The 25901-nt window shown below is 65.7% G+C and carries 20 protein-coding genes; 15 read left to right on the top strand and 5 right to left on the bottom strand.

The genetic code is table 11. The annotated features are described in order from the left end of the window. Positions 1 to 35 precede the first annotated feature (35 nt). Complete coding sequence (locus tag HY57_RS04895) at positions 36 to 1274, bottom strand: parallel beta-helix domain-containing protein (RefSeq protein WP_019463521.1); 1239 nt, start codon at positions 1272 to 1274, stop codon at positions 36 to 38. Between the two features lie 358 nt (positions 1275 to 1632). Between HY57_RS04895 and HY57_RS04900 the strand changes: the two genes are divergently transcribed. The 3 genes from HY57_RS04900 to HY57_RS04910 all read left to right on the top strand — a co-directional run bounded on the left by HY57_RS04900 (position 1633) and on the right by HY57_RS04910 (position 6272). Next, positions 1633 to 2763, top strand: a complete 1131-nt coding sequence (locus tag HY57_RS04900; RefSeq protein ID WP_019463522.1) for a glycosyltransferase family 9 protein — start codon at positions 1633 to 1635, stop codon at positions 2761 to 2763. A 63-nt stretch (positions 2764 to 2826) separates the two neighbouring features. Next, a complete protein-coding gene (locus tag HY57_RS04905; protein WP_019464099.1) occupies positions 2827 to 4542 on the top strand; it encodes an ArnT family glycosyltransferase in 1716 nt (571 codons plus the stop codon). A 59-nt stretch (positions 4543 to 4601) separates the two neighbouring features. Beyond that, on the top strand, positions 4602 to 6272 hold the full coding sequence (locus HY57_RS04910) for an ArnT family glycosyltransferase (protein WP_235186616.1): 1671 nt from the start codon (positions 4602 to 4604) through the stop codon (positions 6270 to 6272). A gap of 145 nt (positions 6273 to 6417) precedes the next feature. On the opposite strand, the gene HY57_RS04915 is transcribed toward HY57_RS04910, so the two are convergent. After that, positions 6418 to 7491, bottom strand: coding sequence for an AraC family transcriptional regulator (locus HY57_RS04915; protein ID WP_019464097.1), 1074 nt, complete (start codon positions 7489 to 7491; stop codon positions 6418 to 6420). A gap of 131 nt (positions 7492 to 7622) precedes the next feature. On the opposite strand from HY57_RS04915, the gene HY57_RS04920 reads away from it, so the two are divergent. Then, the gene (locus tag HY57_RS04920) at positions 7623 to 8420 is read left to right on the top strand and encodes an acid phosphatase (protein WP_019464096.1); all 798 of its coding nucleotides are present in this window, start codon (positions 7623 to 7625) and stop codon (positions 8418 to 8420) included. Positions 8421 to 8597: 177 nt separating this feature from the next. Here the strand turns inward: HY57_RS04920 and HY57_RS04925 are convergent, their stop codons facing one another. Next, positions 8598 to 9332, bottom strand: a complete 735-nt coding sequence (locus HY57_RS04925) for a TlpA family protein disulfide reductase (RefSeq protein WP_081500578.1) — start codon at positions 9330 to 9332, stop codon at positions 8598 to 8600. 56 nt (positions 9333 to 9388) lie between these two features. Further along, positions 9389 to 12544: a bifunctional proline dehydrogenase/L-glutamate gamma-semialdehyde dehydrogenase PutA gene (putA, locus tag HY57_RS04930; RefSeq protein WP_019464094.1), complete on the bottom strand. Its 3156-nt coding sequence runs from the start codon at positions 12542 to 12544 to the stop codon at positions 9389 to 9391. Between the two features lie 710 nt (positions 12545 to 13254). On the opposite strand from putA, the gene HY57_RS04935 reads away from it, so the two are divergent. The 5 genes from HY57_RS04935 to HY57_RS04950 are packed head-to-tail and all read left to right on the top strand — an operon-like array spanning position 13255 to position 17479. After that, on the top strand, positions 13255 to 13695 hold the full coding sequence (locus HY57_RS04935; protein WP_050997864.1) for a DUF2244 domain-containing protein: 441 nt from the start codon (positions 13255 to 13257) through the stop codon (positions 13693 to 13695). A gap of 23 nt (positions 13696 to 13718) precedes the next feature. Then, a complete protein-coding gene (gene coxB, locus HY57_RS04940) occupies positions 13719 to 14681 on the top strand; it encodes a cytochrome c oxidase subunit II (RefSeq protein WP_026033728.1) in 963 nt (320 codons plus the stop codon). A gap of 47 nt (positions 14682 to 14728) precedes the next feature. Then, entirely contained in the window at positions 14729 to 16348 is a 1620-nt protein-coding gene (gene ctaD, locus HY57_RS04945) for a cytochrome c oxidase subunit I (RefSeq protein WP_026033727.1), read from the top strand. 51 nt (positions 16349 to 16399) lie between these two features. Then, the gene (locus tag HY57_RS22210) at positions 16400 to 16531 is read left to right on the top strand and encodes a hypothetical protein (protein ID WP_019464090.1); all 132 of its coding nucleotides are present in this window, start codon (positions 16400 to 16402) and stop codon (positions 16529 to 16531) included. Positions 16532 to 16591: 60 nt separating this feature from the next. Further along, positions 16592 to 17479, top strand: a complete 888-nt coding sequence (locus tag HY57_RS04950) for a cytochrome c oxidase subunit 3 (RefSeq protein ID WP_019464089.1) — start codon at positions 16592 to 16594, stop codon at positions 17477 to 17479. Positions 17480 to 17727: 248 nt separating this feature from the next. Here HY57_RS04950 and HY57_RS04955 read toward each other — a convergent pair whose 3' ends face one another. Next, a complete protein-coding gene (locus HY57_RS04955) occupies positions 17728 to 17943 on the bottom strand; it encodes a twin transmembrane helix small protein (protein ID WP_019464088.1) in 216 nt (71 codons plus the stop codon). A 59-nt stretch (positions 17944 to 18002) separates the two neighbouring features. Between HY57_RS04955 and HY57_RS04960 the strand changes: the two genes are divergently transcribed. The 6 genes from HY57_RS04960 (at position 18003) to mgtA (ending at position 25691) form a co-directional block, all read left to right on the top strand. Next, positions 18003 to 18740 carry an SURF1 family protein gene (locus HY57_RS04960; protein ID WP_019464087.1) on the top strand — a complete coding sequence of 246 codons (738 nt, stop codon included), beginning with the start codon at positions 18003 to 18005 and terminating at the stop codon, positions 18738 to 18740. Continuing rightward, positions 18737 to 19306, top strand: coding sequence for a hypothetical protein (locus HY57_RS04965; protein ID WP_019464086.1), 570 nt, complete (start codon positions 18737 to 18739; stop codon positions 19304 to 19306). The genes HY57_RS04960 and HY57_RS04965 overlap by 4 nt, the downstream gene beginning before the upstream one ends. Beyond that, positions 19306 to 20472, top strand: coding sequence for a COX15/CtaA family protein (locus HY57_RS04970; RefSeq protein ID WP_019464085.1), 1167 nt, complete (start codon positions 19306 to 19308; stop codon positions 20470 to 20472). Before HY57_RS04965 ends, HY57_RS04970 begins: the two co-directional genes overlap by 1 nt. Further along, complete coding sequence (cyoE, locus tag HY57_RS04975; RefSeq protein WP_019464084.1) at positions 20469 to 21383, top strand: heme o synthase; 915 nt, start codon at positions 20469 to 20471, stop codon at positions 21381 to 21383. The genes HY57_RS04970 and cyoE overlap by 4 nt, the downstream gene beginning before the upstream one ends. Positions 21384 to 22623: 1240 nt before the next feature. Further along, a complete protein-coding gene (locus tag HY57_RS04980; RefSeq protein WP_019464936.1) occupies positions 22624 to 22854 on the top strand; it encodes a hypothetical protein in 231 nt (76 codons plus the stop codon). 167 nt (positions 22855 to 23021) lie between these two features. Then, complete coding sequence (gene mgtA, locus HY57_RS04985; RefSeq protein WP_019464937.1) at positions 23022 to 25691, top strand: magnesium-translocating P-type ATPase; 2670 nt, start codon at positions 23022 to 23024, stop codon at positions 25689 to 25691. Positions 25692 to 25901 lie beyond the last annotated feature (210 nt).

The raw sequence follows: 25901 nt of genomic DNA on the forward strand, positions 1-25901 counted from the left end.
GCAGCGGTAAAGATCCGCTTCCCAAGGGCAGGCCGTCAGGCCTTCGGCTCCGGATCCAACACCACCGGCGGCAGCTTAGGCAGCGTGCACTGGTACGGCTTGGTGTCGGTGCTGGGATTCTTGTAGTCGTGCGGGCCATCGGCGTTGATCACGCCCACGTCGCCGTTCTGGATGCAGAAGCGGTCATTGGCCGGCGGCAGGCCGTCGACCAGCGACTTCTCGTCCACATAGCCGTCCCACAGGATGTCCGGGAACTTGCCGTTGAGGCCGTACACCGCAGTCTTGAGCGTCTTGAACTTCAGGCCGTCCGGCGAATCGCCGCCGCCCTTGAAGCGGTTGTCGTAGATGAAGATGCCCTTGGGGTACGGGTTGTAGTCGGCCGCCACACCCTTGGTGTTGTAGTAGTTGGTGGAGAAATAGCTGGAGATGATGACGTTGGCGGTCTGGCTGTCCACGATGTCGTTGTCGAAAATCTCCACCTTGTCGTTGGAGTTCACCACCACGCCGGAGCCGCGCGGCACACTGGCCACCGCCGCGCCCTTGGCGGCGAAGTTGTCGGTGTTGTTGTCGATCACCTGGTTCTTGAACACGCGCGTGCTGTGCCCGGCCTGCGACAGGTTGGGCATGTTGAACACCAGGATGCCGCCGGTGTTGTGGGTGGCGGTGTTCTCGTAGACGTCCGCGTTCACCGAGTTCTCGATCTCGATGCCGGCCACGTTGTACTCGGCACGGTTGCGGCGCACCACGATGGTATGGGACTGGCCCACGTAGATGCCGGCGTCGGAGGCGCCGATGACCACCGAGTCCTCGATCAGCACGTTCTGCGTCTTCACCGGATACAGGCCGTAGGCGCCGTTGGTGGTCTTGGGGCCGCCGGTCCATTCCACGCGCACGCCGCGGATGGTGATGTTCTTGCCCTGGTTGATCTTGAGCGCGTCGCCCTTGGTGTCTTCCAGCGCGAGGTTCTCGATGGTGAAGTCGTTGGCGTTCACCAGCAGGCCTTCTGGGCCGACCACCTGGCCCTTGAACGACAGCACCGTCTTGTCCATGCCGGCGCCCTTGATGGTGACGCCGTCGGTGCGCAGGCTCAGGCCACGCTGCAGGTGGTAATGCCCGGCCGGAATATCGATGACGCTGCCCGGCTTGGCATCCAGCAGCTGTTGCTGCAGGTTGGCCTCGAACGTGGCGTCGGCGCCGCTCTGTGCCGCCTGCTCATCGTGGTGGCAGGCCGCCAGGGCCAGCGGCAGGGCGAGAAACAATAGGGTCTTGCGCATGGTCGCTTTCCTCCCCAGGAGCGGCTGGCTGCGTGATGCCCCACTGTCCCGGAAACCGCGGCGCACAAGGGAGGGCAGAACGTGCGGCAAAGGGGGGCAAATCGGCCAGTGTGACGATCGTTTGAATGTACGCGCCCGGGGCTTGGCCGTCTTTACGCCCCTTGGGATGCCGCGACGCGCAAGGACTTGCGACGCAAGTTTGTCGCAAGCTTGGCGCAAGGATGTCGCATAAGTTTGGCGAAAGTGACTGCCGCCGATACTGTGCGTTACCAGGGAGGGAATCATGTCAGGCGTGTCGTTTCGACGTGCTGCGCCGGATGCGACGACTCGTGCCACGTTTTTTCGATCTTGGTGTTGCGTGAACTCATCCAGCGTCCATTCGGCCCCCGCGCCCCTCGCGCGCAAGGGCATCTATCGCATTCTTGTCTGCCGGCCCAACCATCGGCTCGGCAACATGATCCTGATGACGCCGCTGATCCAGGAACTGGAGCGGGTATATCCGGGTGTCGAGATCGATATCCTTTCCGAAGGGCGCATCGCGGAGGAAGTGTTTTCCAGCTTCTTCAGCGTGAAGAACATCTATTGCCTGCCCAAGCGCGGCTTCAAGCATCCGGTGAGCTTCCTGGGGATGCTCCACGGCATCCGACAGACGCAGTACGACCTGATCATCGACCCCTGCATCGGCTCGGGCTTCAGCCGGGCGATGACGCGCCACCTGCGCGGTCGCTACACGCTGGGCTTCAGCGACGACGGGGCACGTTCCGGCCTGACGCATCCCGTGCCGGAGTCGGTCGCCGGCAACCACATGGGGCAGCGCCCGATCAACCTGCTGCGCTGGGCGCGCGCGACCTACTCGGGCGTGGTAGACGACACCAGTCATTACCCGTCGCTCGACCTGCGGCTGACGGAGCAGGAACTCCTGCAGGGGCGCGCCGCCGTCGACCAGTTGCTGAGCGACACGGAGCGGGGCACGGCACGCCCGGTGGTCGGCCTGTTCGCCAACGCCACGGGCGCCAAGCGCTACTCCTCGGAGTGGTGGGCGGAGTTCATCACGACCCTCAGGGAGATCAGCCCCCAGGCGAATCTGCTTGAGCTGATTCCCATGCATGGGCGGTCGATGCTTGGCGATGCGTGGCCGGGTTATTACTCTTCCGATATTCGACGCATGGGAGCAGTGATGGCCAACATGGATCTGATGATGACGGCCGACTGCGGCGTGATGCATCTGGCCGTCGCCTCCAGGGCGCCGACGCTGGGCATGTTCTCGGTGACCGACGCCTCGGTGTACGCGCCGTATGGCCACGGTAGCAGCGCGCTGGTCACGCAGGGCCTGTCCGCCCGCGAAGCCGCCATCCAGGCGGTGCGTGCGTTCCCCCACTTGCTGGGGGACGCCGCCGTGCCGGGCGCCGCGCCGGCGCAGCAGCCGTTGCAATGGGATGACGCGGGCGAGCATCACGACAACCTCGGCTCACTCGGCCTGTCCCACTGATGGGACGTTGTCGTGGGTGATGCCGTGGGACGAACCGGGCCAGTGACGAAGTGGCGGGACGACATGCACGAGCCGATGGAACGCTGGTTCCTGATGCTCGCCGCGCTGGTGCTGCTGGCTGCCGGCATCGGCATGCGCACGCCCACCCCATCGGACGAGCCGCGCTTTGCGCTGGTCGCGCACCAGATGGCGGCCTCCGGCAACTGGCTGATTCCCCATCGCGGCGCGGACTGGTACTCGGACAAGCCGCCGCTGTTCATGGCGGCGCAGGCGGCATCCCATGCACTGACGGGTGACTGGCGCATTGCCTTCCTGCTGCCATCGCTGCTCGCCTCGCTGGGCACGCTGTGGCTGATCTACGACGTCGGACGGCGCCTGTGGGGACATCGCGCCGGCCTGTGGGCGGCGCTGGCCATGCTGTGCACCGTGCAGTTCGTGTTCCAGGCCAAGCGAGGTCAGATCGATCCCACGGTGACGTTCTTCGTGACGGCCGCGAACGTGTGCATCCTGCGCCACGTGCTGCTGGGCCCGGATCGCCGCGCCCTGTGGCTGGGCTGTTTCGCGGCGGGCCTGGGCGTGATCACCAAGGGCGTCGGCGCGCTGGCCTTCCTGATGCTGGTGCCGCTGTGGTTCGCGCAGCGCTATCGCTGGAAGGGACTGGCGCCCGCCGATGGCGGCGCGATGGTGTGGCTGGGCGCCGTGCTGGCGTTCGCGGCGGCACTCGCGTTGTGGCTGGTGCCGCTGGCCATCTACGTGCACACGCACGACAGCCCTGAGGCGCGTGCCTATGTGCAGGACATCTTCGTCAACCAGACGGTGCACCGTTACGTGCATCCCTGGAACAGCTTCCAGCCGCCGTGGTTCTACATCGAGGTGATCTTCACCTCGTGGCTGCCGCTCAGCCTGGCCTTGCCGGGGCTGGTGCCGGCGTGGCGCAACGCATTGCGCGAGCGCGATGCGCGCGTGCTGCTGCCGCTGGCCTGGGCGGTGTTGCTGATCGTGTTCTTCAGCATCACGCGGGCCAAGCGCGACGTGTACATCATGCCTGCGTTGCCGATGCTGGCCCTGTGCACGGGGCCGTGGCTGGCCGGCATCCTCGAGCGGCGCTGGGCGCGGTGGACCGCACTGGTGTTCGTGCTGGCGCTGGCGCTGCCGTTGCTGGTGTTCGGCGTGCAGGGCCTGACGCATCCGTCGGCGTGGATGCAGCGTTTCGCCGCCGCGCGACAGCTGGGCGAGCACGCCTCGTCGCTGTGGTGGGCGTTTGTCGCCATGGGCGCATGGATGCTCGGGTGCGCGGCGCTGTTCCGCCTGCGACGCGCGGGCGCCGCCGTGCTCGCCGCCATGGCGGGCGTGTGGATGGTCTGGGGCTTGTCGGTGGCGCCGCTGCTGGCCCGTGCCAGTTCGCAGGCGCCGCTGGTGCAGCGCGTGGAACAGATCGTCGGGCCGGGCGGCCAGCTGGCGCTGGTGGCGTGGAAGGAAGAACTGCCGCTGGCGTTCGGCGACTACAAGCTGACCGACTTCGGCTTCGTGACGCCGTGGCACCAGCAGCTGGCGGACTCCATCCGCTGGCAGGAGCAATCGCCTGGCCAGCGCTGGGTGCTCATCCTTGCCGACGTCATGGGCCCTTGCATCAACAAGGACGCCACGCTCGACATGGGCATCACCAGTGGCCGCGACTGGCGGCTGTACCGGCTTGATGCCGTGGCGCAGGCCTGCCGCGGCGGTGTGGTGCCCGAGGGCGACGTGGACGACTGGGGCGGCATCGACCGGCGCCGTTGAGCACGGGCCGCCGCTCCGCACGATTTGCAGCACATATCCGATTCCATCGAGTTCCAAGCGTGACCACATCTGCTTCCACAACGCTCCAGCCATCCACGCCGCTTCGCCGCCTGCGGGACGCGGTGGTGGCGATGCCATGGTTGTGGTGCTGGCTGGTCGCCGCGCTCATCGCCATCTTCCAGCACGGGCCGATGCCGATGTATTCCACGCGCACCCTGTCGGTGGCGTGGGAAATGTGGCTGCGCCACAGCTACTTCGTGCCCTATCTCAACGGCCTGCCGTACAGCGACAAGCCGCCGTTGCTGCTGTGGCTGATCCACCTCGGCTGGGCGGTGGGCGGCGTGGGCGATGTGTGGCCGCGCCTGCTGGAGGTACTGCTGGGCGCAGTGCAACTGGTGCTCGTGCATCGACTGGCGCAGCGCCTGTTCCCCGATCGCCCCGACGTGGCGCGTTACGCGCCGTGGATACTCGCCGCCTACAGCTTCGGCTTCCTGTTCGGCCTGCAGGTCATGTACGAGGTGCTGCTGGCCGACTGCGTGCTCGCGGCCTTGCTCTGCCTGGCACCCACCGCGAAACAGGAGTCGCCGCGCTTCGGCTGGTTCGCGTTGGCCGTGGGGCTGGGTCTGCTCACCAAGGGGCCGGTGATGCTGCTGCACGTTGCGTTTCCGTGGCTGCTGGGGCCGCTGTGGAACCGCTGGGCCAGGCAGGAGGGGCGTCGCTGGTACATCGGTGGCGCGGTGGCGCTGGTCGTCGGCGTGCTGCTGCTGCTCGCATGGGTGCTGCTGGCCACCACCACCGGCGGTGAAACCTACCGGCAGAAACTGGTCGTGCACCAGACGGCTGGCCGCGTGGTGGATGCCTTCGCGCATGCCGAGCCGTTCTGGTGGTACGTGCCGCTGCTGCCGGTGCTGCTGCTGCCCTTCAGCCTGTGGCCGCGCGTGTGGGCGGCGCTGTTCTCGCTGCGGCGTCCGCTGGAGGCGGGCGTGCGCTTCCTCGCCTGCTGGCTGGTGCCGGTGTTCCTCGGTTTTTCCGCCGTCAGCGGCAAGCAGCCGTACTACATGCTGCCGGAGTTCGGCGGGTACGCCGTGCTGATGGCGGCCGCGCTGTCGTTGATGCAGGAGCGGCGCGCCACCGCGTCGCGCTGGCTCGGCCCCTGGCCGCTGGCATTGGCCTGCGCAGCGGCGGGCGTGATCCTGCTTGGCATGGATGGGCTGGTGCACGCCGGCTACGTGCGCGATCACTTCTACGCCTCGCTGGTTCGCTACAGCGTGCCGTTCGGCCTGGCTTTCCTGTTGCTGGCGCTGCCGCTGGTGCTGCTGCGCAAGGGCGAGGTGATTCGCGTGGCCATGGTCAGCCTGATCGCGCTGGTGACCGCGCATGGCCTGTTCACGCTCACGCTGTGGCCCGCGTACGACTTCACGCCGGTGGCGCACATGCTGGCGAAGGCGGAGGCGGGCGGGCGCCCCATCGCCAACCTCGAGTCGAACGACGGCCAGTACACCTTCCTCGGGCGCCTTACCGAGCCGGTCACGCAGCTGCATGGCATCGCCGACGTGAAGCAGTGGGCGGCCGGACACCCGGAAGGGCTGGTGATCACCTATCCGCGCCGGCTCTCGGATGCCGCGCGCGCCCATGCCGTCTACATCCAGCCGTTCCGCGGCATCTGGCTGGCGGTGTGGCCGGTGAACGCCTTCATCGATGCACAGGCTCGTGGTGAAGTGGACGACTGAGTCCTGTCCCGGCGGAGCACGCGGGGTGATGGTGAAGGCAGCGTGCTGCTGTCATGCACGCGCTGATGCGGCGGAGCCTGACATTCAACGTTGTTGACGTTTGGCGGCTTCGCCAAGGCCAGCAGTCGCTGGCCGCCAGGGGCGGTCAAGCCGCGTGCTGGCGGGCGCTGCGCGGTGGCATGCCGGTCCAGCGCTTGAACGCGCGGCGGAATTCGCGCGGGTCGCTGAAGCCGATTTCCAGCCCGATCTCCGCCACGCTCAACGTGCCACCGTGCAGCAATTCCAGCGCGCGTTCGGCACGCACGCGGTCGTGGATTTCGCGGAACACACGGCCGCCTTCGGCAAGCCGGCGGCGCAGCGAGCGTTCGCTCATGTTGAGCATGCGCGCCACGTCGGGCAGGCGCGGCTGGTGGCGCAGGTGGCTGCGCAGCAGGCGTTCCACCGAGGCCACGATCTCCTGCTGCGGACCGTCGACGTCATGCTGCTGCGTGCACAACGCCAGCGCCTGCTGGGCGGTCAGCGGGTTGTGCGTGGGCAGCCGGTGTTCCAGCCATTGCGCGTCGATCACCAGCTGGTTGTGGCGAGCGCCGAACACCAGCTCGCAACGGAAGAAATCGGCGTATTCGTCGGCGCAGGCGGGGCGTGCGTAGGTCAGTTCAAGCCGCAGCGGGTTGAAGTTCTGGCCAGCCAGCTCCCGCCCGATGGCCAGCGAGCTGGCGAACAGCTCCTCGCACAGGAAGGGCAACAGCGGCGCGTCGTTGAAGCGCGGCCACACGGCCAGCGCCACTTCGCGCTGCCCCACCACTTCGAAACTCACATCCAGCAGGCTGCCGCTCACGCGATGGTGGGTAATGCCCACCTGCATGGCATCGCCGAACGTGGCGGAGGTCATCATGGCCAGGCCCAGCAGGCCGAAGCTGCCGAGCGTTTCCACGCGACCCACCGCCAGCCCCAGCCCCGGTTCGCCGGTGGCCTGCAGTGCGCGGCGGATCACCGAGCGGGCCTGCCGGTAGGAAATGCGCAGCGTCGGGTCATTCAGCTGTTCCCGGGTCAGCCCCGAGCCGGCGAACCAGCCATCGCAGCGCTGCCCGCGCGACAGTGCCAGCTGGGTCAGGTGCACCAGGATGTTCGGCGGCGTCTCGGCCACGGTGTAGCGCGCATCCGTGCCTGCGGGCACGGCGGCGTCATCGATGGCATGGCTGACGGCAACAGACGTCATGAACTTGAGCTCCCACCCCCTGAGAGCGCCGGGCAGGCCCGGCGAGACTTCTTGATCTATATCATGGCCACAGGCCCATCGCCTTGCGCAATGCACAAGGCGGACCGGGCCCTGCCTAGGGGAGAACGCCGATGAACGCTGTCGCGGTCCGTTGTCGCCACGCTTTCGGGCTCGTCCTGCTGCCGCTGGCAGCCTGCGCGCCCGTGCAGACGCCGATGTCGAAGGCACCGCCGACCGGCGCGGTGGCCACGCTGCAGACGGCCGAACTGCTGCCCGCGGCGCCCAGGGCGGGCTCGCCGCGCTATGAGGCCGACCGGCAGGTCTTCCTCGCCACCCGCAAGCTGGAAGGTACGTCACGTTGGACGCTGGCCCAGCAGGACGTGGATTACGCCACCCCCAGGCTGATGGCCGACTTCAGTTGTGCCATGGGGGCGCCGCTGGACGCCACGACGTTGCCGAAGCTGGCGGCCCTAGTCGACGCCACCAGCAACGCGGCCGACGCCTCCACCGGGCCGGCGAAGCAGGCCAACCAGCGGCAGCGGCCCTTCCTGATCGACCCAGGGGTGACCTGCCAGTCCACCGACCGGCTGAAGACCAGCTTTGACTACCCCTCCGGCCACGCCACGCGTGGCTGGGCGGTGGGGCTGGTGCTGGCAGAGCTGGCGCCGGACCGGGCCAGTGATCTGCTGCTGCGCTCACGTGCGTTTGCCGACAGCCGCGTGGTGTGCGGCGTGCACAACCTCAGCGCTGTCGAGGCGGGAGCGATGAATGGCGCGGCGGTGGTGGCGGTGTTGCATGCGTCGCCTTCGTTTCAGGGGAGTCTTGCTGATGCGAAGCGCGAGTTGGAGGCGTATCGCGCGGCGAATCCGGTGACAGCGGATGTGAAGTGTGCGGCGGAGAAAGCGTTGATCGAGCCGGCGCCGTATTAGGCGTGATGCGCAAGGCAGCTCCCCTAGGCTCCCATCCACACCTCACCGTCATTCCCGCGAAAGCGGGAATCCAGCGCCTTTGGAGCGTTGCTAGGAGCGCAAGGCACTGGATTCCCGCTTTCGCGGGAATGACGGTGAGGGACAAGGGGGTGTACCTACACTTCCAAGCCACCAAGCCTACTTCGCCGCTCTGGCCGCCTTCCACTGCTGCACCCACCCCGTGAGATCGGCCAGCTGCTTGTCCTGCCCATCACGCATGGTCATGCCCACGGCCGCGCCCGCCACACGGCCGGCCGGATCGATCAGGATCAGGGTGGGGTAGACGTTCACGCCCAGCGTATCGATCAATGCCTGCCCGTCGTGCAGCACGGGCCAGCGCAGGCCACGATCGTTCACGAACGCGCGCGCGGTGTCAGCGTCTTCGTAGGTGATGGCGACGAAACCCATGTCGCCGTTGGCTTTCGCGAAGGCATTGAGCACCGGCACGTCGGCGATGCACGGCGCGCATTCGGCGAAGAAAAAGCTGACCAGCGTATAGCGCCCGCGCAGCGCGCTCGAGTGCAGCGTGCCGCCCTGCGATGAGGGCAGTTCGAACGGAGGAAACATGCTGCCGCGACCGAACGAAAAGCGGCCGGTACCGGTGCTGGTGCCCGGCGGGCGCAAGCGCAGCATGGCAGCGTTGGCCTTGCTGTCGGCGGTGGTGCTGTAGTTGCGGCCTGTACCCAGTTGCTGCGCGAACGCGGCGTAGCCCAGCGGCTTGCCGTTCGCATCGAGGTAGTGGACGTCGGGCGAGGCGCCCAGTTGCAGCGTGGCGACGAAACGTTGTTCGTCGTCCTGTGCCGGCATGGCGTGGAGCGATGACGCGAGCAGCGCCATCGCCAGCATCGATGCGAGTCGTGCCGGGTGCCGCATGCGGATCTCCCGTCGAGTGAAGAGGCCGGCGCTTTTGCGCCGGCCCCGTGTCCCGCTTACTCGCCGATGGTGAGCAGCGAGGCGTTGCCGCCAGCGGCAGTGGTGTTGATGGTGAGCGTGCGCTCGCCCGCGAAACGCAGCAGGTAGTGCGGGCCGCCGGCCTTGGGGCCGGTGCCGGACAGGCCTTCGCCGCCGAACGGCTGCACGCCGACCACCGCGCCGATCTGGTTGCGGTTGACGTAGCAGTTGCCCACGCGGGCGCGGCTCTGGATGAACTCCACCGTGTCGTCGATGCGGCTGTGGATGCCCAGCGTCAGGCCGTAGCCGGTGGCGTTGATGGCGTCGACCACCTTGCCCAGCTCGTCGCCCTTCCAGCGGATCACGTGCAGCACCGGGCCGAAGATTTCGCGGGTCAGCGTGGACAGGCCCGGGATTTCGTAGGCGCGCGGCGCGAAGAAGGTGCCGTTGCCGGTGGTGGCCGCGTCGAGCTTCACTTCGCCGATCTTCTTTGCTTCCTTGTCCATGCGCGCGGCATGGTCGACGAGGATCTTCTTGGCGTCTTCGTCGATCACCGGGCCCACGTCGGTGGAGAGCTGGCCCGGATCGCCGACCTTCAGCTCTTCCATGGCGCCGGCGAGCATCGCGCTGACCTTGTCGGCGATGTCTTCCTGCACGAACAGCACGCGCGCGGCGGAGCAGCGCTGGCCGGCGGACTGGAAGGCGGAGGCGACGACGTCCTTCACGATCTGCTCCGGCAGCGCGGAGGAGTCGGCGATCATCGCGTTCTGGCCGCCGGTCTCGGCCACCAGAGCGGCGATCGGGGCGTTGCGTGCGGCAAGCGCGCGGTTGATCGCCCAGGCGGTTTCGGTGGAGCCGGTGAAGGCCACGCCGGCCACGCGCGGATCGCGCGTCAGGGCAGCGCCCACGGTGGCGCCGTCGCCCGGCAGGTACTGCAGCACCTCGGCCGGCACGCCGGCTTCGTGCAGCAGCTTCACGGCGGCGTAGCCGATCAGGCTGGTCTGTTCGGCCGGCTTGGCGATGACGGCGTTGCCGGCAGCCAGCGCGGCGCTGACCTGGCCCAGGAAGATCGCCAGCGGGAAGTTCCACGGGCTGATGCAGACGAACACGCCGCGGCCGTTGAGGAACAGCTGGTTGCTCTCGCCGGTCGGACCGGGGAGCTGTTCCGGATGGCCAAACAGGCGGCGCGCCATGGTGGCGTAGTAGCGCAGGAAGTCGGCGGCTTCGCGGATCTCAGCGATGGCGTCCGGCAGGCTCTTGCCGGCTTCGCGCACGCACAGGGCGATGAACTCGCCGCGGCGCGCTTCGAGCAGCTCGGCGGCGTGCTCAAGAATCGCGGCGCGGCTGGCGGCCGGCAGGCGATCCCAGTTGTGATGCGCGGCGACGGCGTTGGCCAGCGCCTTGTCGACGGTGGCGCTGTCGGCGGCGACGTAGCTGCCCACGGCCTGGCGGCGGTCAGCCGGGTTGGTCACCTGCACGGTGGCGCCGGTGCTCTTGGCGCCCGGCACCAGCGGCTCGGCGGTCCACGGACCGTTCTTGCTCTGGATCGCCTCGGCGAGGGCCTTCAGTTCGTTGTCGTTGGAGAAGTTGACGCCCATGGAATTCTTCCGCAGTTCACCGTAGAGATTCACCGGCAGGGGGATGCGCGGGTGAGGGATGGAGGCAAAGGAGCGCACGGTCTCGCACGGATCGGCGACCAGTTCGCGCACCGGCAGCGTTTCGTCGACCACGCGGTTGACGAAGCTGGTGTTGGCGCCGTTTTCCAGCAGGCGGCGCACCAGGTAAGGCAGCAGATCTTCATGCGTGCCCACCGGCGCGTACACGCGGCACGGCACGTTGAGGTTCTGCTTGCCGATCACTTCGGCGTAGAGGTCCGTGCCCATGCCGTGCAGGCGCTGGTTTTCGTACGGACGACCCTGCGAGAGGTGATATACCGCAGCAATGGTGTGCGCGTTATGCGTGGCGAACTGCGGGTAGATCAGTTCCACGCCGGCGTCGAACAGCTTGCGTGCGCACGCGAGGTACGACACGTCGGTGTTCGGCTTGCGCGTATACACCGGGTAGCCGCTGAGGCCGTTTTCCTGGGCGCGCTTCACTTCCGCGTCCCAGTACGCGCCCTTCACCAGGCGCACGTACCAGCGGCGGCCGGTGGCGCGCGCGGTTTCGATCAGCCAGTCGATGACGAACGGCGTGCGCTTGGCATACGCCTGCACCACGATGCCGAGACCGTTCCAGCCTTCCAGCGAGGGATGCGCGAACACGTCGCCGATGATGTCGAGCGAGAGTTCGAGGCGATCGGCTTCTTCCGCGTCGACGGACAGCGCAATGCCCTGCTTCATGGCCAGCTGCGACAGCTCGAGCAGCTTGGCGGTAAGGTCGCGGCGGGCGATCTCACGCTTGGCCACTTCGTAGCGCGGATGCAGCGCGGACAGCTTCACAGAGATCGACGGCGCATCCGTGTGGTTGGCGAACGGACCGCGCGAACCGATCGAGGCGATCGCGTTGCGGTAATCCTGCTGGTAACGCTCGGCGGTTTCGCTGGTGAGCGCGGATTCGCCCAGCATGTCGTAGGAATAGCGATACACCGCGTATTCCTTCTGTGCGCAGCGGTCCAGCGCTTCGCCGATGGTCTGCCCCATCACGAACTGGTGGCCCATGATGCGCATGGCCTGACGGACGGCCAGACGGATGGCCGGCTCACCGGCGCGACCGACCAGGCGGCGCAGCGCGCCGGTGAAATCGTGGCGGGTTTCTTCCGACAGCGTCACCAGCTTGCCGGTGAGCATCAGGCCCCACGTCGACATGTTGACGAACACGGATTCGCTCTGGCCCAGATGCTTCTTCCAGTTCGCATCGCCCAGCTTGTCGCGAATCAGCTTGTCCGCCGTGCCCTTGTCGGGGATGCGCAGCAGGGCTTCGGCCACGCACATCAGCAGCACGCCTTCTTCCGAAGACAGGTCGTACTGGCGCATGAAGGATTCGACCGCGCTCTGGTCCTTGGCGCGGGCACGGACGCGGGTCACCAGGTCGGCGGCCAGGTCGATCACTTTCTCGCGTTCGACCGGGGGCAGGGTGGCCTGGGTGAGCAGGTCGTTGACCGCTTCGGTTTCGTCGCGCAGCCAGTTGGCGGTAATGCGCGCGCGCGCCGGCTCGACGCCGGTGGGCAGTTCGGGGCTGAGAATGGGCTGTGTCACTGGGTTTTTAGCCGAAACGTTGGTGGGGCGGGGAATCGCCGGATTGTACGCGTGGGGGAAAACGCACGCACCCGTACGTGGTGGTGCGGTGCGGCAGGGGCGGGGGCGTACCTATATATAAGGGTGAGACCCTGAAAAGCCGGCTTCGAGGAAGGCAAGGGTGGGGAGTGGAGGGTGGGAGATGCCAGGAGCACCACGTTCCCTCTCCGTCATTCCCGCGAAAGCGGGAATCCAGCGCCTGTCTACCCCCAGGGGCGAAGGCACTGGATGACCAGCCCTTCGGCTGTTGAAGGACGCCTCCCGCTTTCGCGGGAATGACGATCTTTTTTTTGAGCCGAGGCGCGTTGCGTGCCGGGCGTGCGCCGGGTACGGGGCCTGGGCGAGACCGAAGCAGGGCACGAGCCCCGCAGAACACAACCATGTCACTACTGTGGCAAACCGTCGCACCCTGCGCGCAACGCCTGATGCCGGACGCAGCCGCACCAGCCGCACCCGTCTCAAGCCCCTGACTATCCACGCAATCGTGCTGAGACGCGCGTCGCGTGCGTCGCGCCAATCACATCGCTGCTGGTTCATCCTTGCTTCAAATCAAGCACATGCGGCGTTGTTGCTCCCCGACGCGCTCGCGGCCTATCATGCCTGCGTTCCAGGCACGCCGGGTTCTCATGATCGTGCTTCGACCAGCAGCGGCCGGCTTGCCGTGCGCAACGATGTGGCTCAAGCCCAATCGTGCCCTGAGCCGTCGCGACCTGCGTCGACTGATCGGAGGACTGGCGGCGCTGGCGCTGACGACGGCCGTGTTGGGAGCATGGCAGGGGAATGTCTTCGCTCCTTTGTTTGCACTGGTCGAGTCCTCCGCGGTGGCTTTCGCCCTGGGCGTAGCCTGGCGGGCCGGCGACCGCAGCGAGCGCATCACCCTCGACGAATCGTCGCTGGAGGTGCAGTCCCTGCCAGGTCGGCGCAGTGCGCGCTTTCAGACGTATTGGGTGCGTGTGCAGCTGCAGTCTGGCCAGGGGAGGGGGCGTCTGTTGCTGACGTCGCATGGACGCGAGCTGGAAATCGGGGCCTTCCTCGGGGAAGAGGAGCGTGCCGAGCTGTCAAGGAAACTCATGGTGTTGCTGACGGAGCTCAACCAGCAGCGACGCAGGTAGGTTCAACAAAGGTGCATCACGACATGACATCTGGCGGCATCAGGCCTGGCGGTATCAAGCGAGCGGTCACGGCAGCACTCTTCGCACTCACGATGTTCGGCGGCGTGGCCCTGGCCAATCCGCAGCCCGGGCAGTTGAACATGACCCGTGGCGCGTCCACCTGGTCGCCCGAGGCTTATTTCCTCAACAACGTTGCCCTCGGCGTCTGCGTCGTCATCGGCATCCTTGTGTTCGGCGCGATGTTCATCGCCATGTTCCGCTTCCGCAAATCGCGCGGCGCGGTGGCCGAAAAGTGGTCCCACAACACGACGCTGGAAATCGTGTGGACCACCATCCCCGTCATCATCCTGATCGTGCTGGCGTACCTCGCCACGGGCGGTCTGCGCACCTTCGCCGACACCACCGGCTCGGAGATGACCGTCAAGGTCACCGGCTACCAGTGGAAGTGGCGCTACGACTATGTCGACTACAAGGGCAAGGCGATCGAGAAGGTCGGCTTCATGTCCAAGCTCGACAAAGAGAGCGACGAGACGCGCCAGCTCGATTCGGGCCTTGATCCGAAGAACGTCCAGGTGGATGGCTACAACACCTACCTGATCAACGTGGACAAGCCGCTGGTCGTGCCGGTCGGCACCAAGATCCGCTTCGTCATCACGGCTGGCGATGTCATCCACTCGTGGTGGGTGCCGGCGCTGGGCTGGAAGATGGACGCCATCCCGGGCATCGTCAACTCGGCCTGGACCAACATCATCGAGCCGGGCGTGTATCGCGGCCAGTGCGCCGAGCTGTGCGGCCAGGATCACGGCTTCATGCCGATCGTGGTGAAGGCGGTGCCGAAGGCGGAATTCGACAAGTGGCTGGCGGACCAGGAAGCCGAGGCCAACAAGCCGGCGCAGCCTGCCGCTCCGGCGGCGGCTTCCACCGCTGCCGCGCCGGCCACGGCGCAGGCGACCGACGCACCTGTTTCGCAGGGCCATCAGGGCTGAGCAATCAGCCAGTCAACAGCATTCGTATTTAGGTAGAGGTGTAAGGCATGGCCCACGCAGCTACACACGATCATCATCACGACGATCACCACGGCGCGCCCAAGAATTTCTTCGTACGTTGGTGCATGTCCACCAACCACAAGGACATCGGCACGCTGTACCTGGTGTTCTCGCTCCTGATGTTCTTCATTGGCGGCAGTTTCGCGATGGTGATCCGCGCGGAACTGTTCAAGCCCGGCCTGCAGCTGGTGCAGCCGTACTTCTTCAACGAAATGACCACGATGCATGCGCTGGTCATGATCTTCGGCGCGGTGATGCCGGCCTTCGTGGGCCTGGGCAACTGGATGATCCCGCTGATGATCGGTGCGCCGGACATGGCGTTGCCGCGCATGAACAACCTGTCGTTCTGGATCCTGCCGTTCGCCTTCGCGCTGCTGCTGTCCACGCTGTTCCTCCCGGGCGGTGGCCCGGCCGGCGGCTGGACGATGTACCCGCCGCTGTCGCTGCAGGGTGATTCGGTGGCGTACCTGGTGTTCGCCGTGCACTTGATGGGTATCAGCTCCATCATGGGCGCGATCAACATCATCGCGACCATCCTCAACATGCGCGCGCCGGGCATGGATCTCCTGAAGATGCCGGTGTTCGTGTGGAGCTGGCTGATCACGGCGTTCCTGCTGATCGCGGTGATGCCGGTGCTCGCCGGTGCGGTGACCATGCTGCTCACCGACAAGTACTTCGGCACCAGCTTCTTCAATGCGGCTGGCGGTGGCGACCCGGTGCTGTTCCAGCACATCTTCTGGTTCTTCGGCCACCCCGAGGTCTACATCATGATCTTGCCGGCCTTTGGCCTGGTGTCCGAGATCATCCCGACCTTCGCGCGCAAGCCGATCTTTGGTTACAAGGCGATGGTGTTCGCCATCGCGTCGATCGCCTTCCTGTCGTTCATCGTGTGGGCGCACCACATGTTCGCGGTGGGTCTGCCGCTGGGCGGCGAGATCTTCTTCATGTACGCCACCATGCTGATCGCGGTACCGACGGGCGTGAAGGTGTTCAACTGGGTCAGCACCATGTGGGGCGGCTCGATGACGTTCGAAACGCCGATGCTGTTTGCCATCGCGTTCGTCATCCTGTTCACCATCGGTGGTTTCTCGGGCCTGATGCTGGCGCTGGCGCCGGCGGACTTCCAGTACCACGACACCTACTTCGTGGTGGCGCACTTCCACTACGTGCTGGTGACCGGTGCGATCTTCGCGATCATCGCGGGCACCTACTACTGGTTGCCGAAGTGGACCGGCCACATGTACAGCGAGTTCTGGGGCAAGATGCACTTCTGGAACAGCGTGGTGTGGGTGAATGTGTTGTTCTTCCCGCAGCACTTCCTCGGCCTGGCCGGCATGCCGCGCCGCATCCCCGACTACAACGTCGCGTTCGCCAACTTCAACATGATCAGCTCGATCGGTGGCTTCCTGTTCGGCGCCTCGCAGCTGATCTTCGTGGGCGTGATCGTGCACTGCGTGTTCTTCTCCAAGAAGAAGGCGATGGACCGCGTGTGGGAAGGTGCCAAGGGCCTGGAGTGGACGCTGCCGTCGCCGGCGCCGTACCACACCTTCGAAGTGCCGCCGGTGATCCACGACGAAGAACTGGCCCACGGCCACGTCGAGGATTGATCCCAAGCATGACCGCTCCGGCCTTGCGCCGGGGCGGCTGGAAGCGAACAGATGAACCAGTCATCGACAACAGCCATCGAGCAGCAGCGCAGGAAAGGCGTGCGTATCACCGTCACGTTGTTTGGCGGCATCGCCGTTGCGATCTTCGTGCTCTCGTTGTTGCAGGGGCTGCAGTACTCCTGACGTTGCCGACTTTCCATGTCGTACCGTTGACGTAGACAGAGCATTCCACAGGGATCTCCCATGGCTCAGCAACAAGGCGTTTATTTCGTTCCATCCAAGAGCCAGTGGCCGATCGTGGCCGCGGTGGTCATGTTCGTCACTGTGCTCGGTGCCGCGCACTGGCTGAACGCGCCGCCAGGCGAAGCCAGCTTCGGCAAGACGATGCTGACCATTGGCTTCGTCGGCATCCTGCTGATGTTCTTCGGCTGGTTCCGCTCGGTGATCCGCGAATCGCTCGCGGGCAACTACAACAGCCAGGTGGACCGCTCGTTCCGCATGGGCATGATGTGGTTCATCTTCTCCGAAGTGATGTTCTTCGGCGCTTTCTTCGGCGCGCTGTTCTACGCCCGCATGTTCGCGGTGCCGTGGCTGGGCGGCGAAGGTCACGGCGTGCTGACCCACCAGTTCCTGTGGGACAGCTATTCCGCGGCCTGGGGCGCCGGTGGCGGCAACGGCCCGGAGCGCATCGGCGGCAACTTCCAGACGGTGGCGCCCTGGGGCCTGCCGCTGCTCAATACGCTGATCCTGCTTTCCTCCAGCGTCACCGTGACCATTGCGCACCATGCGCTCAAGGCCGGTCATCGCGGCCGGATCCTGCTGTTCCTCGGCCTCACCGTGCTGCTGGGCGCCACCTTCCTGTGGTTCCAGGCGCACGAGTACATCGAGGCCTACAAGGAGCTCAACCTCACGCTGCAGAGCGGCGTGTACGGTTCGACCTTCTTCATGCTCACCGGCTTCCACGGCATGCACGTGACGCTGGGCACGATCATGCTGGCGATCATCTGGCTGCGCGTGGCCAAGGGCCATTTCACCAAGGAACACCACTTCGCCTTCGAGGCGGTGGCCTGGTACTGGCACTTCGTCGACGTGGTGTGGCTGGGCCTCTTCATGTTCGTCTACATCCTCTGAGGCGCTGGCGCGCCGCAGCAAAAAACCCGCCGGAAGGCGGGTTTTTTGTTGGCCCCGGAGTGGTGTGTTGTGGGAGCGCACCCTGTGCGCGACCGCGGACGGGCGGCGCCACCGCTCCGGTGGGTCGTCGCGCACAGGGTGCGCTCCCACAGGGGTGTCGAAGCCTTGAAAGCGAAAGCCCGCCAATGGCGGGCCTTCGGGGAACCGGATGTCGCAAGCGAGGCGCCAGCGACGGCGGGAAGCTACAATTACTGGCCCACGCCGTGGGGGTGGAGCCAGCCCATCCAGATGCCCAGCACCACCATCAGGATGAGCAGCACCGACAAACCGATGCGGCGCGTCAGCGCCCACACCGTGCGCTTGCTGCCTTCCTTGTCGGTCATCATGAAGTACAGGGCCTGACCAAGATTGAACAGCACCACCAGCAGCAGAATCACCAGCGCATATTTGTAGATGGTTTCCACGTGATAGGTCCGAACGTTTTTGACATCCGCAGTATAGCGGTCGTGCACGGTGCCACTGCGTGAAGTGGCTGCGCCGTCCGTCGTGGTTCGCGCTGCTGCTCACCGTGGCTGGCGCCTTGCTGTTCATACGCTTGGGCGTGTGGCAGCTGCATCGCGCGGACGAAAAGGAGCAGATTCTGCGACGGTATGCCACAGCGGAAACAGCGGCGGCGAGCGACTTTGCCGCAGTGGCCGCGAATCCCCCCGTGGACGCGTTCGCGCGCGTCAACGTGCAGGGCGAATACCTGGCCGACCGCCTCTACCTGCTGGACAACCCCAGGCACGACCAGCGCGGTGGCGTGGAAGTCTATGCGCCTTTCCGTCCGCGCAACGGTGACCGGCTGCTGCTGGTGGACCTGGGTTTTCTCCCGGGCAACGGTACCGACCAGGCGCCGCAATTGCCGCCGCTGCCAACGGGTGCGCAGGATCTGCATGGGCTTTACGTGCCCGCGCCCGGCGTGGGGTTCGAGATGGGTGGCAACGCATTGGCGCGCCAGACGCGCTGGCCCAAGACCACCGTGTACCTCGACCTGCCGCAGGTTGCCACCGATCTGGGCGGCGCGTTGTATCCGCAGGTGCTCACGCTTGATGCGGACCCTTCCTCCATCTACGTGCGCGAGCACACCATCGACTTCTCGGCGATGCCGCCGGCGCGTCATCGCGCCTACGCGTTCCAGTGGTTCACCTTCGCCGTGGCGGCGCTGGTGATCCTGCTGGTGCTGCATCGTCGCCGTCCTTCCCGACCAGGCAAGCCATGAACAAGCCCGATCCCGTCAAGCTGCGTGCAAGCCGCCTCAAACTGCTGTCGATCATGCTGGTGTTCGCCGCGCCCATTGTCGCGGCGATATTGCTGACACTGTCGGGCTGGCAGCCGGAGGGCAAGGCCAATGGCCAGCCCGTGGCGCCCCAACGGAACTTCGCCGCCGAACAGGTGCCGGTGTCCCTCACCAATGGCGACACCTGGGCGTGGCGGGCCAGCGAGCCGCAGCTCACCCTGGTCGCGCTGGCCGGTCCCGACTGCGCGAAACAGTGCCTGGACGTGCTCACCAAGATGGCTGCCGCGCGCATCACGCTCAACCAGAACGCCTCGCGCCTGCGCCTGCTCTATGTGGGCAAGCCGCCGGCCGACGCCGCTGCCAGTGGCATGACCGGCTACTGGAAGCTGGGCCAGGATGCGATGGGAGCGCTCGCACCGTTCACGCCGACCACGCCCGATACGGTGAGCGCGCTGCTGGTTGAATCCGACGGTACCGCCTTGTCGTTCTATCCTGCGGGCTTCGACGCCACCGGCCTGCGCAAGGATCTTCAGAAGGTGATTCGCTGATGACCGTTCGTTCCCCCAGGGTGCTGCGCGGCCTCGCGCTGCTTGCCGCCGTGTTCGCATTCGGCGTGGTGATGTTCGGTGCGTTCGTGCGCCTCTCCAACGCCGGTCTTTCGTGCCCGGATTGGCCGACCTGCTATGGCCGCGCCACCTGGCCGGAACAGCAGCACGAGATCGCGCAGGCGAACCAGGCATTCCCGGACCGCCCCTATGAAACCCACAAGGCGTGGCGCGAGCAGGTGCATCGCTTCCTCGCGGGCACGCTCGGCACGCTGGTGTTCGCGCTGGCGCTGGGCGCCAGCTGGCGCCGCCCATGGGCACGTTACGCGGTGATCGTGGGCGCGGTCTGTGCGGCGGTGGGCGTGGGCATGTACATGAAGGGCGAGCACCACTGGTCGCTGCTGGTGTCGTTGGTAGCCATGGCCTTGCCCATCATCGCGGCCCTTGGCCTGGGCCGGCCCGGCGCGTGGCGCATCAGTGTGCTGGCGCTGGCCGTGGTGGTGTTCCAGGCGATGCTCGGCATGTGGACGGTGACGCTGCTGCTCAAACCCATTGTGGTCATGGGGCATCTGATGGGCGGCATCACCACCTTTGCCCTGTTGGCCTATGCGGCGTTGCGCTTTGCAGGCGTCGGTGCCAACGACGACCGTTACGCCGGCCTGCGCAAAGCGGTGGTGGTGGGCATAGTGCTGCTGCTGGCGCAGATCGCGCTGGGTGGCTGGACCTCGTCCAACTACGCGGCGCTCGCCTGCGGCACCGATTTTCCCAAGTGCCTGGGCCAATGGATGCCGGCTACCGATTTCCGCGAAGGTTTCGTGCTGTGGCGTGGTATCGGCGTGAACTACGAAGGCGGCGTGCTCGACATGGCGGCACGCAGCGCCATCCAGATCACCCATCGCCTCGGTGCACTGGTGGTGTTCTGCTATCTCGCCTGGCTGGCGCACCGCGTGTCGCGCCAAGGGCTGCGTTCGCTGGGCCTGGCGATGGCCGCGGTGCTGGTGGCGCAGGTACTGCTGGGCGTCAGCAACGTGCATTTCGGGCTGCCCCTGCCGGTGGCGACGGCGCACAATGGCGTGGCCGCCCTGCTGCTTTTCACCTTGCTGGCCACGCTGGCGCGTACGCAGAAGCGTCATGAAGACGCGATGTTTCTTTCCCACGGATACCGATGACGATGAGCAGCCGTTTCCATGAGTACCTGGAACTGACCAAGCCGCGCGTCGTGGCGCTGCTGGTGTTCTGCGCGGTCATCGGCATGTTCCTCGCCGTGCCCGGCCTGCCGCCGTGGCGTGCGCTGGTGTTCGGCACGCTGGGCATCTGGATGGCCTCGGGTTCCGCGGCGGCCTTCAACCACCTGATCGACCAGCGCATCGACAAGGTGATGGCACGCACCGCGCATCGCCCGCTGGCTACGGGGCAGCTCACGCCGCGCCAGGTATTCACCTTCGCATTCACGTTGGGCGTGTTGTCGATGGTGGTGCTGGTGGTGCTGGTGAACCCGCTTACCGCGCTGCTCACCTTTGGTGGCCTGATCGGTTATGCGGTGATCTACACCGCGTATCTCAAGCGTGCGACACCACAGAACATCGTGATTGGCGGCCTGGCCGGCGCGATTCCGCCCGTGCTGGGCTGGACGGCCGTGACGGGTGAACTGCATCCGTTCGCGCTGCAGCTGTGCCTGATCATTTTCGTGTGGACGCCGCCGCATTTCTGGGCACTGGCGATTTTCCGCCGCGATGATTACTCGCGTGCGCAGGTGCCGATGCTGCCGGTGACGCATGGCGTGGTGTTCACGCGCTGGCATGTGTTGTTCTACACGATCCTGCTGGTGCTGGTGACGTTGTTGCCGGCGCTGACGGGGTATAGCGGGATGGTGTACCTGGGCGGCGCTGCCGTGCTCGGGGCGGGCTTCCTTTATTACGCGGTTCGGCTGCTTAATCCGCCGGATGAGTTCTTCGCAATGAAGGTGTTCAACTATTCCATCGTGTACCTGATGGCGCTGTTCGCGTTCCTGCTCGCGGACCATTGGCTGATGGAGCCACTGGTGCATCACCAGGGTGTGGTGTTCGAGCGCACGGTTTGATGCGGGTTTTCTCCTTCTCGCCCGCGGGGCATGCAGAGAGTGGGCTTGGGTGAAGGGGCCTTGGGGAGAGAGGATAGGGTTGAGGTGAGGTATGCAACCCGGCCTCACCGCCTCGTCCTTTAGCCGTCATCCCAGCGAAGGCTGGGATCCAGTGACTTTGCTCTTGGCCTTTGGTCGTCGTGATTCCGCGACCTGGCTCGCCAGCGGTGGGCTTCCGGCCTCCTGCCGGGGACCCGGTAGGTCAAAGGTCAAAAGCCAAAAGCCAAAGCTAAAAGCTAAAAGCTAAAAGCTAAAAGCTAAAAGCCGAAGCAAAAACCCGAGCCTTCGGCGGAGCATCCAACGAGGCGAGCCCCTTGTGGGAGCGCACCCTGTGCGCGACAGCGGCGTCTCGTAGTCACCGCTCCGTTAGGTTGTCGCGCACAGGGTGCGCTCCCACAGAAAAGAGAAAAGCGGGCGACCGTGCGGGTTCCATCAACGCCGAAGCGAAGCGAGGCGCCGCTTTAAGTCCTCATCGCCAAGGCGCGTTGCGAAGAGCTTGGAAGTACCCGCTGTGTAGAGGCGTAGGTAGCCAAGCAACAAACTGCCTCGAGCGTTCGGGCTTATCCCCACGAATTGCTGCCAGCTCTGGCTCTCAAGGCCATTTTCTTTGGGTTACTTTTCTTTTGGGCCAGCAAAAGAAAAGTGACTCGGCCTTCGGCAGAAGGTCGAAACGCCCGCTGCGTAAGCGGCCCGATCGCGGGAAGGCCTGAGGCGATAACCAGGCGCAAAGTCACTGGATCCCGGCCTGCGCCGGGATGACGGGTAGGAAGGGTGCGGCAAGAGTACCTGGGGGAACAGCTCGCTAACGCCGCCGAAGGGCCGTCTCACGCACCTCTGGGTCCCGTGAAACCCCCGGGGCGGCCACCCCTACCTCCCCCACATCCCACCCCCTCCCCTGAACGCAGCAACTTCCGCCCAAAGAAAATCACCGTCACAGGGTTGACACTTCCGCACCGCAGCAAGACAATCTGCGCGCCACCGGGCGCGGTTTGCCCATCAGTGGCCTCTGTCCTATCAACCCAAGGCATATGGACGTTTACCCTAGTCGCAACGTCGACATCCGCGAGCATCGGGTGCCGGCATTGCATAACAAGCTGATCTGCTGCGGCGACCGCCTGCGGTCGGCTGGCGCTTTCCTCGACTAGGGAAGACCGGCCCACCTCTGACGGCGCCAAAGCGCCGTTAACGAGGAGAAAGGGCCATGAAGCTCCTTCGCGATTTCTTCCGTCTGCGTGTTGCCCGTCCGGGCCGCCGTGCGGACTCCCGTTCCTGGACGATCACCGTGCCGGCTCCGCTGGCCCAGGTGCAGAGTGTCCCGTCGTCCGATACCCATCGCCTTTCCGACGCTCCGCGCGGCCTGCAGGTCGCCCGCCGGAAGGAACATGCCGCTCCGCAAGCACACCGTCATCTGCAACTGGTATCCAGTCACTGATGAACGCTTCGTCGCGCCAGGCGTTTCCCCGCAAGGGCTGGCCTCCGCCAGTCCCCTGGGCACGATTGCGACGAAGTCCGTAGTGCGGGTCTTGGCGTCACGCGCGGGTTGAACCCCGCCAGCTCGCTGGTCCGGCCTCTGATATACCGATTTCACGGAAGCGAGTCATGTTGAAGCACTCCACCCAGACCGTCACCGGCAAGGCGGCCGGCACGAGCGCCGCCGCACCGGTGCGCGTGGCCGTTGCGCAGGAGGCGTTCCGCCATAACGAGGCGCTGTACGCAGCCCTCGATACCAGCGCGGCCGGTCTCAACGAGGAGCAGATCTCCGAGCGTCTGGATCGCGACGGCCTCAACGAGGTCTCGCACGAGAAGCCGCCGCACTGGTCGGTGCAGCTGCTCAAGGCGTTCAAGAACCCGTTCATCATCGTGCTGCTGGTGCTGGCCGTCGTGCAGCTGGTGACCGATGGCTCGGATCTCACCGGCCCGATCATCATCGCGGTGATGGTGGGCATCAGCGTGCTGCTGAGCTTTACCCAGGAGTACCGCTCGTCGAAGGCCGCCGAGAAGCTCAAGGCCATGGTGCGCAACACGGCCACCGTGACGCGCCGCGCGTCGGACGGTCACAGCGAGCGCATCGAAGTGCCGGTGGGCGAGCTGGTGGCGGGCGATATCGTGCATCTCGCCGCTGGCGACATGGTGCCGGCCGACCTGCGGCTGGTTTCGGCGAAGGATCTGTTCATCAGTCAGGCCATCCTCACCGGCGAATCGCTGCCGGTGGAAAAGTCTGCGCCCGCACACGTGCACAGCGGTGACGAACTGGACAGCGGCCAGCATGGCGACAACCCGCTGGACCTGCCGACCGTCTGCTACATGGGCACCAACGTGGTGAGCGGCACCGCCACCGCCGTGGTGGTGGGTACCGGCGCGCGCACCTACCTGGGCTCGCTGGCGCGAACCATCGTCGGTCAGCGCGTGCAGACCAGCTTCGACCGTGGCGTGAACAGCGTCAGCTGGCTGCTGATCCGCTTCATGGCGGTGATGGTGCCGATCGTCTTCATCATCAACGGCCTGGACAAGCACGACTGGCTGCAGGCGTTCCTGTTTGCGCTGTCGGTGGCCGTGGGCCTGACGCCGGAGATGCTGCCGCTGATCGTGACGGCGAACCTGGCCAAGGGCGCGTTGGCGATGTCCAGCCGCAAGGTGGTGGTGAAGCGCCTCAACGCAATCCAGAACTTCGGCGCGATGGACGTGCTGTGCACCGACAAGACAGGCACCCTCACGCTGGACAAGATCGTGCTGGAGCGTCACCTCGACCTGTACGGCGAGGAATCGGACGAGGCACTGGAATACGGTTACCTCAACAGCCGTTTCCAGACGGGCCTGAAGAACCTGATGGACAAGGCGGTGCTGGAGCATCGCGACCTGGAGGAAACCGCTCAGCACTACCGCATCGTCGACGAGATCCCGTTCGACTTCCAGCGTCGCCGCATGTCGGTGGTGCTGGGTAACGGCGATGGCCACGAGTTGCTGGTGTGCAAGGGCGCGGTCGAGGAAATGCTGTCGATCTGCTCTTCTGCCCAGGCGGGTGACGAGATCCTGCCGATGACGGACGAGATGCGCGCCGACATCAAGGCGATGACGCGCGGCCTCAATGAGGATGGCCTGCGCGTGCTCGTGGTCGCCATCAAGCGCCAGCCGCCGGCCGGCCGCGCCTACGGCGTGGCGGACGAGAGCAACCTGATCGCGGTGGGCTGCCTGGCCTTCCTTGATCCGCCGAAGGACAGCGCGGCCACGGCTATTGCAGCGCTGCACCACCATGGCGTCGAGGTGAAGGTGATCACCGGCGACAACGAGGCGGTGACGCGCAAGATCTGTCGCGAGGTGGGCCTGGATGTCGAGCACTCCGCACAGGGCAAGCACATCGAGCCACTGAGCGACGACGAACTGGACGAGCTGGTCAAGCGCACCACGGTGTTCGCCAAGATGTCGCCGCTGCAGAAGGCGCGCGTGGTGAAGTCGCTACAGCGCCAGGGCCACACCGTGGGCTTCCTGGGCGACGGCATCAACGACGCACCGGCGCTGCGCGAGGCCGACGTGGGCATTTCGGTGGATACCGCCACCGACATCGCCAAGGAGTCGGCGGACATCATCCTGCTCGAAAAGAACCTGATGGTGCTGGAAGAGGGTGTCATCGAAGGTCGTATCACCTTCGGCAACATCATCAAGTACATCAAGATGACCGCCAGCTCCAACTTCGGCAACATGTTCTCGGTGCTGATCGCGAGCGCGTTCCTGCCGTTCCTGCCGATGCTGCCGCTGCAGATCCTGGTGCTGAACCTGCTGTACGACATCTCGCAGCTGTCGATTCCGTTCGACCGCATGGACGACGAATACCTGCGCAAGCCGCGCAAGTGGGACGCCAGCGACATCGGCCGTTTCATGGTGTGGATCGGCCCGGTCAGCTCGATCTTCGACATCACCACGTTCCTGCTGTTGTGGTACCTGTTCGGGGCGAACTCGCCGGAACACCAGTCGTTCTTCCAGTCCGGCTGGTTCATCGAGAGCCTGCTCACGCAGACGTTGATCGTGCACATGATCCGCACGCGCAAGATCCCGTTCGTGCAGAGCATCGCCTCGGCGCCGGTGCTGGCGCTGACCACGGCCATCATCATCATCGGCATGCTGGTGCCGTACTCGGGCCTGGGCGAGAAGATCGGCATGATGCCGATGCCGGGCGTGTACTTCGGCTGGCTGGCCGCGACGGTGCTGACGTACTGCGTACTGACCCAGTTGATGAAGCTGGTGTATATCCGGCGGTACGGGCGCTGGTTGTAAGGGGGTTGCGGCGGCCGCCCTGGAGTGGAGGCCGCCTTAGTCCACACTGCTCGTCATTCCGGCGTAGGCCGGAATCCAGTAGCGGCAAGGTGCGGTTGTCGCACCGGTCCGCATCCAAGGCTTGGGGCTAGCGTCGAAAATCGCTTGCCCCGCTACTGGATTCCGGCCTTCGCCGGAATGACGGCTAAAGTCGCCGCGCATCGATCGGCA

It is taken from the genome of Dyella japonica A8 (assembly GCF_000725385.1).
GTDB lineage: Bacteria > Pseudomonadota > Gammaproteobacteria > Xanthomonadales > Rhodanobacteraceae > Dyella > Dyella japonica_C.

What these genes read in the sequence shown, in the direction of transcription:
- HY57_RS04895 (WP_019463521.1), bottom strand. Translation starts at nt 1,274, where the DNA reads ATGCGCAAGACCCTATTGTTTCTCGCCCTGCCGCTGGCCCTGGCGGCC.
- HY57_RS04905 (WP_019464099.1), top strand. Translation starts at nt 2,827, where the DNA reads ATGCACGAGCCGATGGAACGCTGGTTCCTGATGCTCGCCGCGCTGGTG.
- HY57_RS04915 (WP_019464097.1), bottom strand. Translation starts at nt 7,491, where the DNA reads ATGACGTCTGTTGCCGTCAGCCATGCCATCGATGACGCCGCCGTGCCC.
- HY57_RS04920 (WP_019464096.1), top strand. Translation starts at nt 7,623, where the DNA reads ATGAACGCTGTCGCGGTCCGTTGTCGCCACGCTTTCGGGCTCGTCCTG.
- HY57_RS04925 (WP_081500578.1), bottom strand. Translation starts at nt 9,332, where the DNA reads ATGCGGCACCCGGCACGACTCGCATCGATGCTGGCGATGGCGCTGCTC.
- HY57_RS04935 (WP_050997864.1), top strand. Translation starts at nt 13,255, where the DNA reads ATGTGGCTCAAGCCCAATCGTGCCCTGAGCCGTCGCGACCTGCGTCGA.
- coxB (WP_026033728.1), top strand. Translation starts at nt 13,719, where the DNA reads ATGACATCTGGCGGCATCAGGCCTGGCGGTATCAAGCGAGCGGTCACG.
- ctaD (WP_026033727.1), top strand. Translation starts at nt 14,729, where the DNA reads ATGGCCCACGCAGCTACACACGATCATCATCACGACGATCACCACGGC.
- HY57_RS22210 (WP_019464090.1), top strand. Translation starts at nt 16,400, where the DNA reads ATGAACCAGTCATCGACAACAGCCATCGAGCAGCAGCGCAGGAAAGGC.
- HY57_RS04950 (WP_019464089.1), top strand. Translation starts at nt 16,592, where the DNA reads ATGGCTCAGCAACAAGGCGTTTATTTCGTTCCATCCAAGAGCCAGTGG.
- HY57_RS04965 (WP_019464086.1), top strand. Translation starts at nt 18,737, where the DNA reads ATGAACAAGCCCGATCCCGTCAAGCTGCGTGCAAGCCGCCTCAAACTG.
- HY57_RS04970 (WP_019464085.1), top strand. Translation starts at nt 19,306, where the DNA reads ATGACCGTTCGTTCCCCCAGGGTGCTGCGCGGCCTCGCGCTGCTTGCC.
- cyoE (WP_019464084.1), top strand. Translation starts at nt 20,469, where the DNA reads ATGACGATGAGCAGCCGTTTCCATGAGTACCTGGAACTGACCAAGCCG.
- HY57_RS04980 (WP_019464936.1), top strand. Translation starts at nt 22,624, where the DNA reads ATGAAGCTCCTTCGCGATTTCTTCCGTCTGCGTGTTGCCCGTCCGGGC.
- mgtA (WP_019464937.1), top strand. Translation starts at nt 23,022, where the DNA reads ATGTTGAAGCACTCCACCCAGACCGTCACCGGCAAGGCGGCCGGCACG.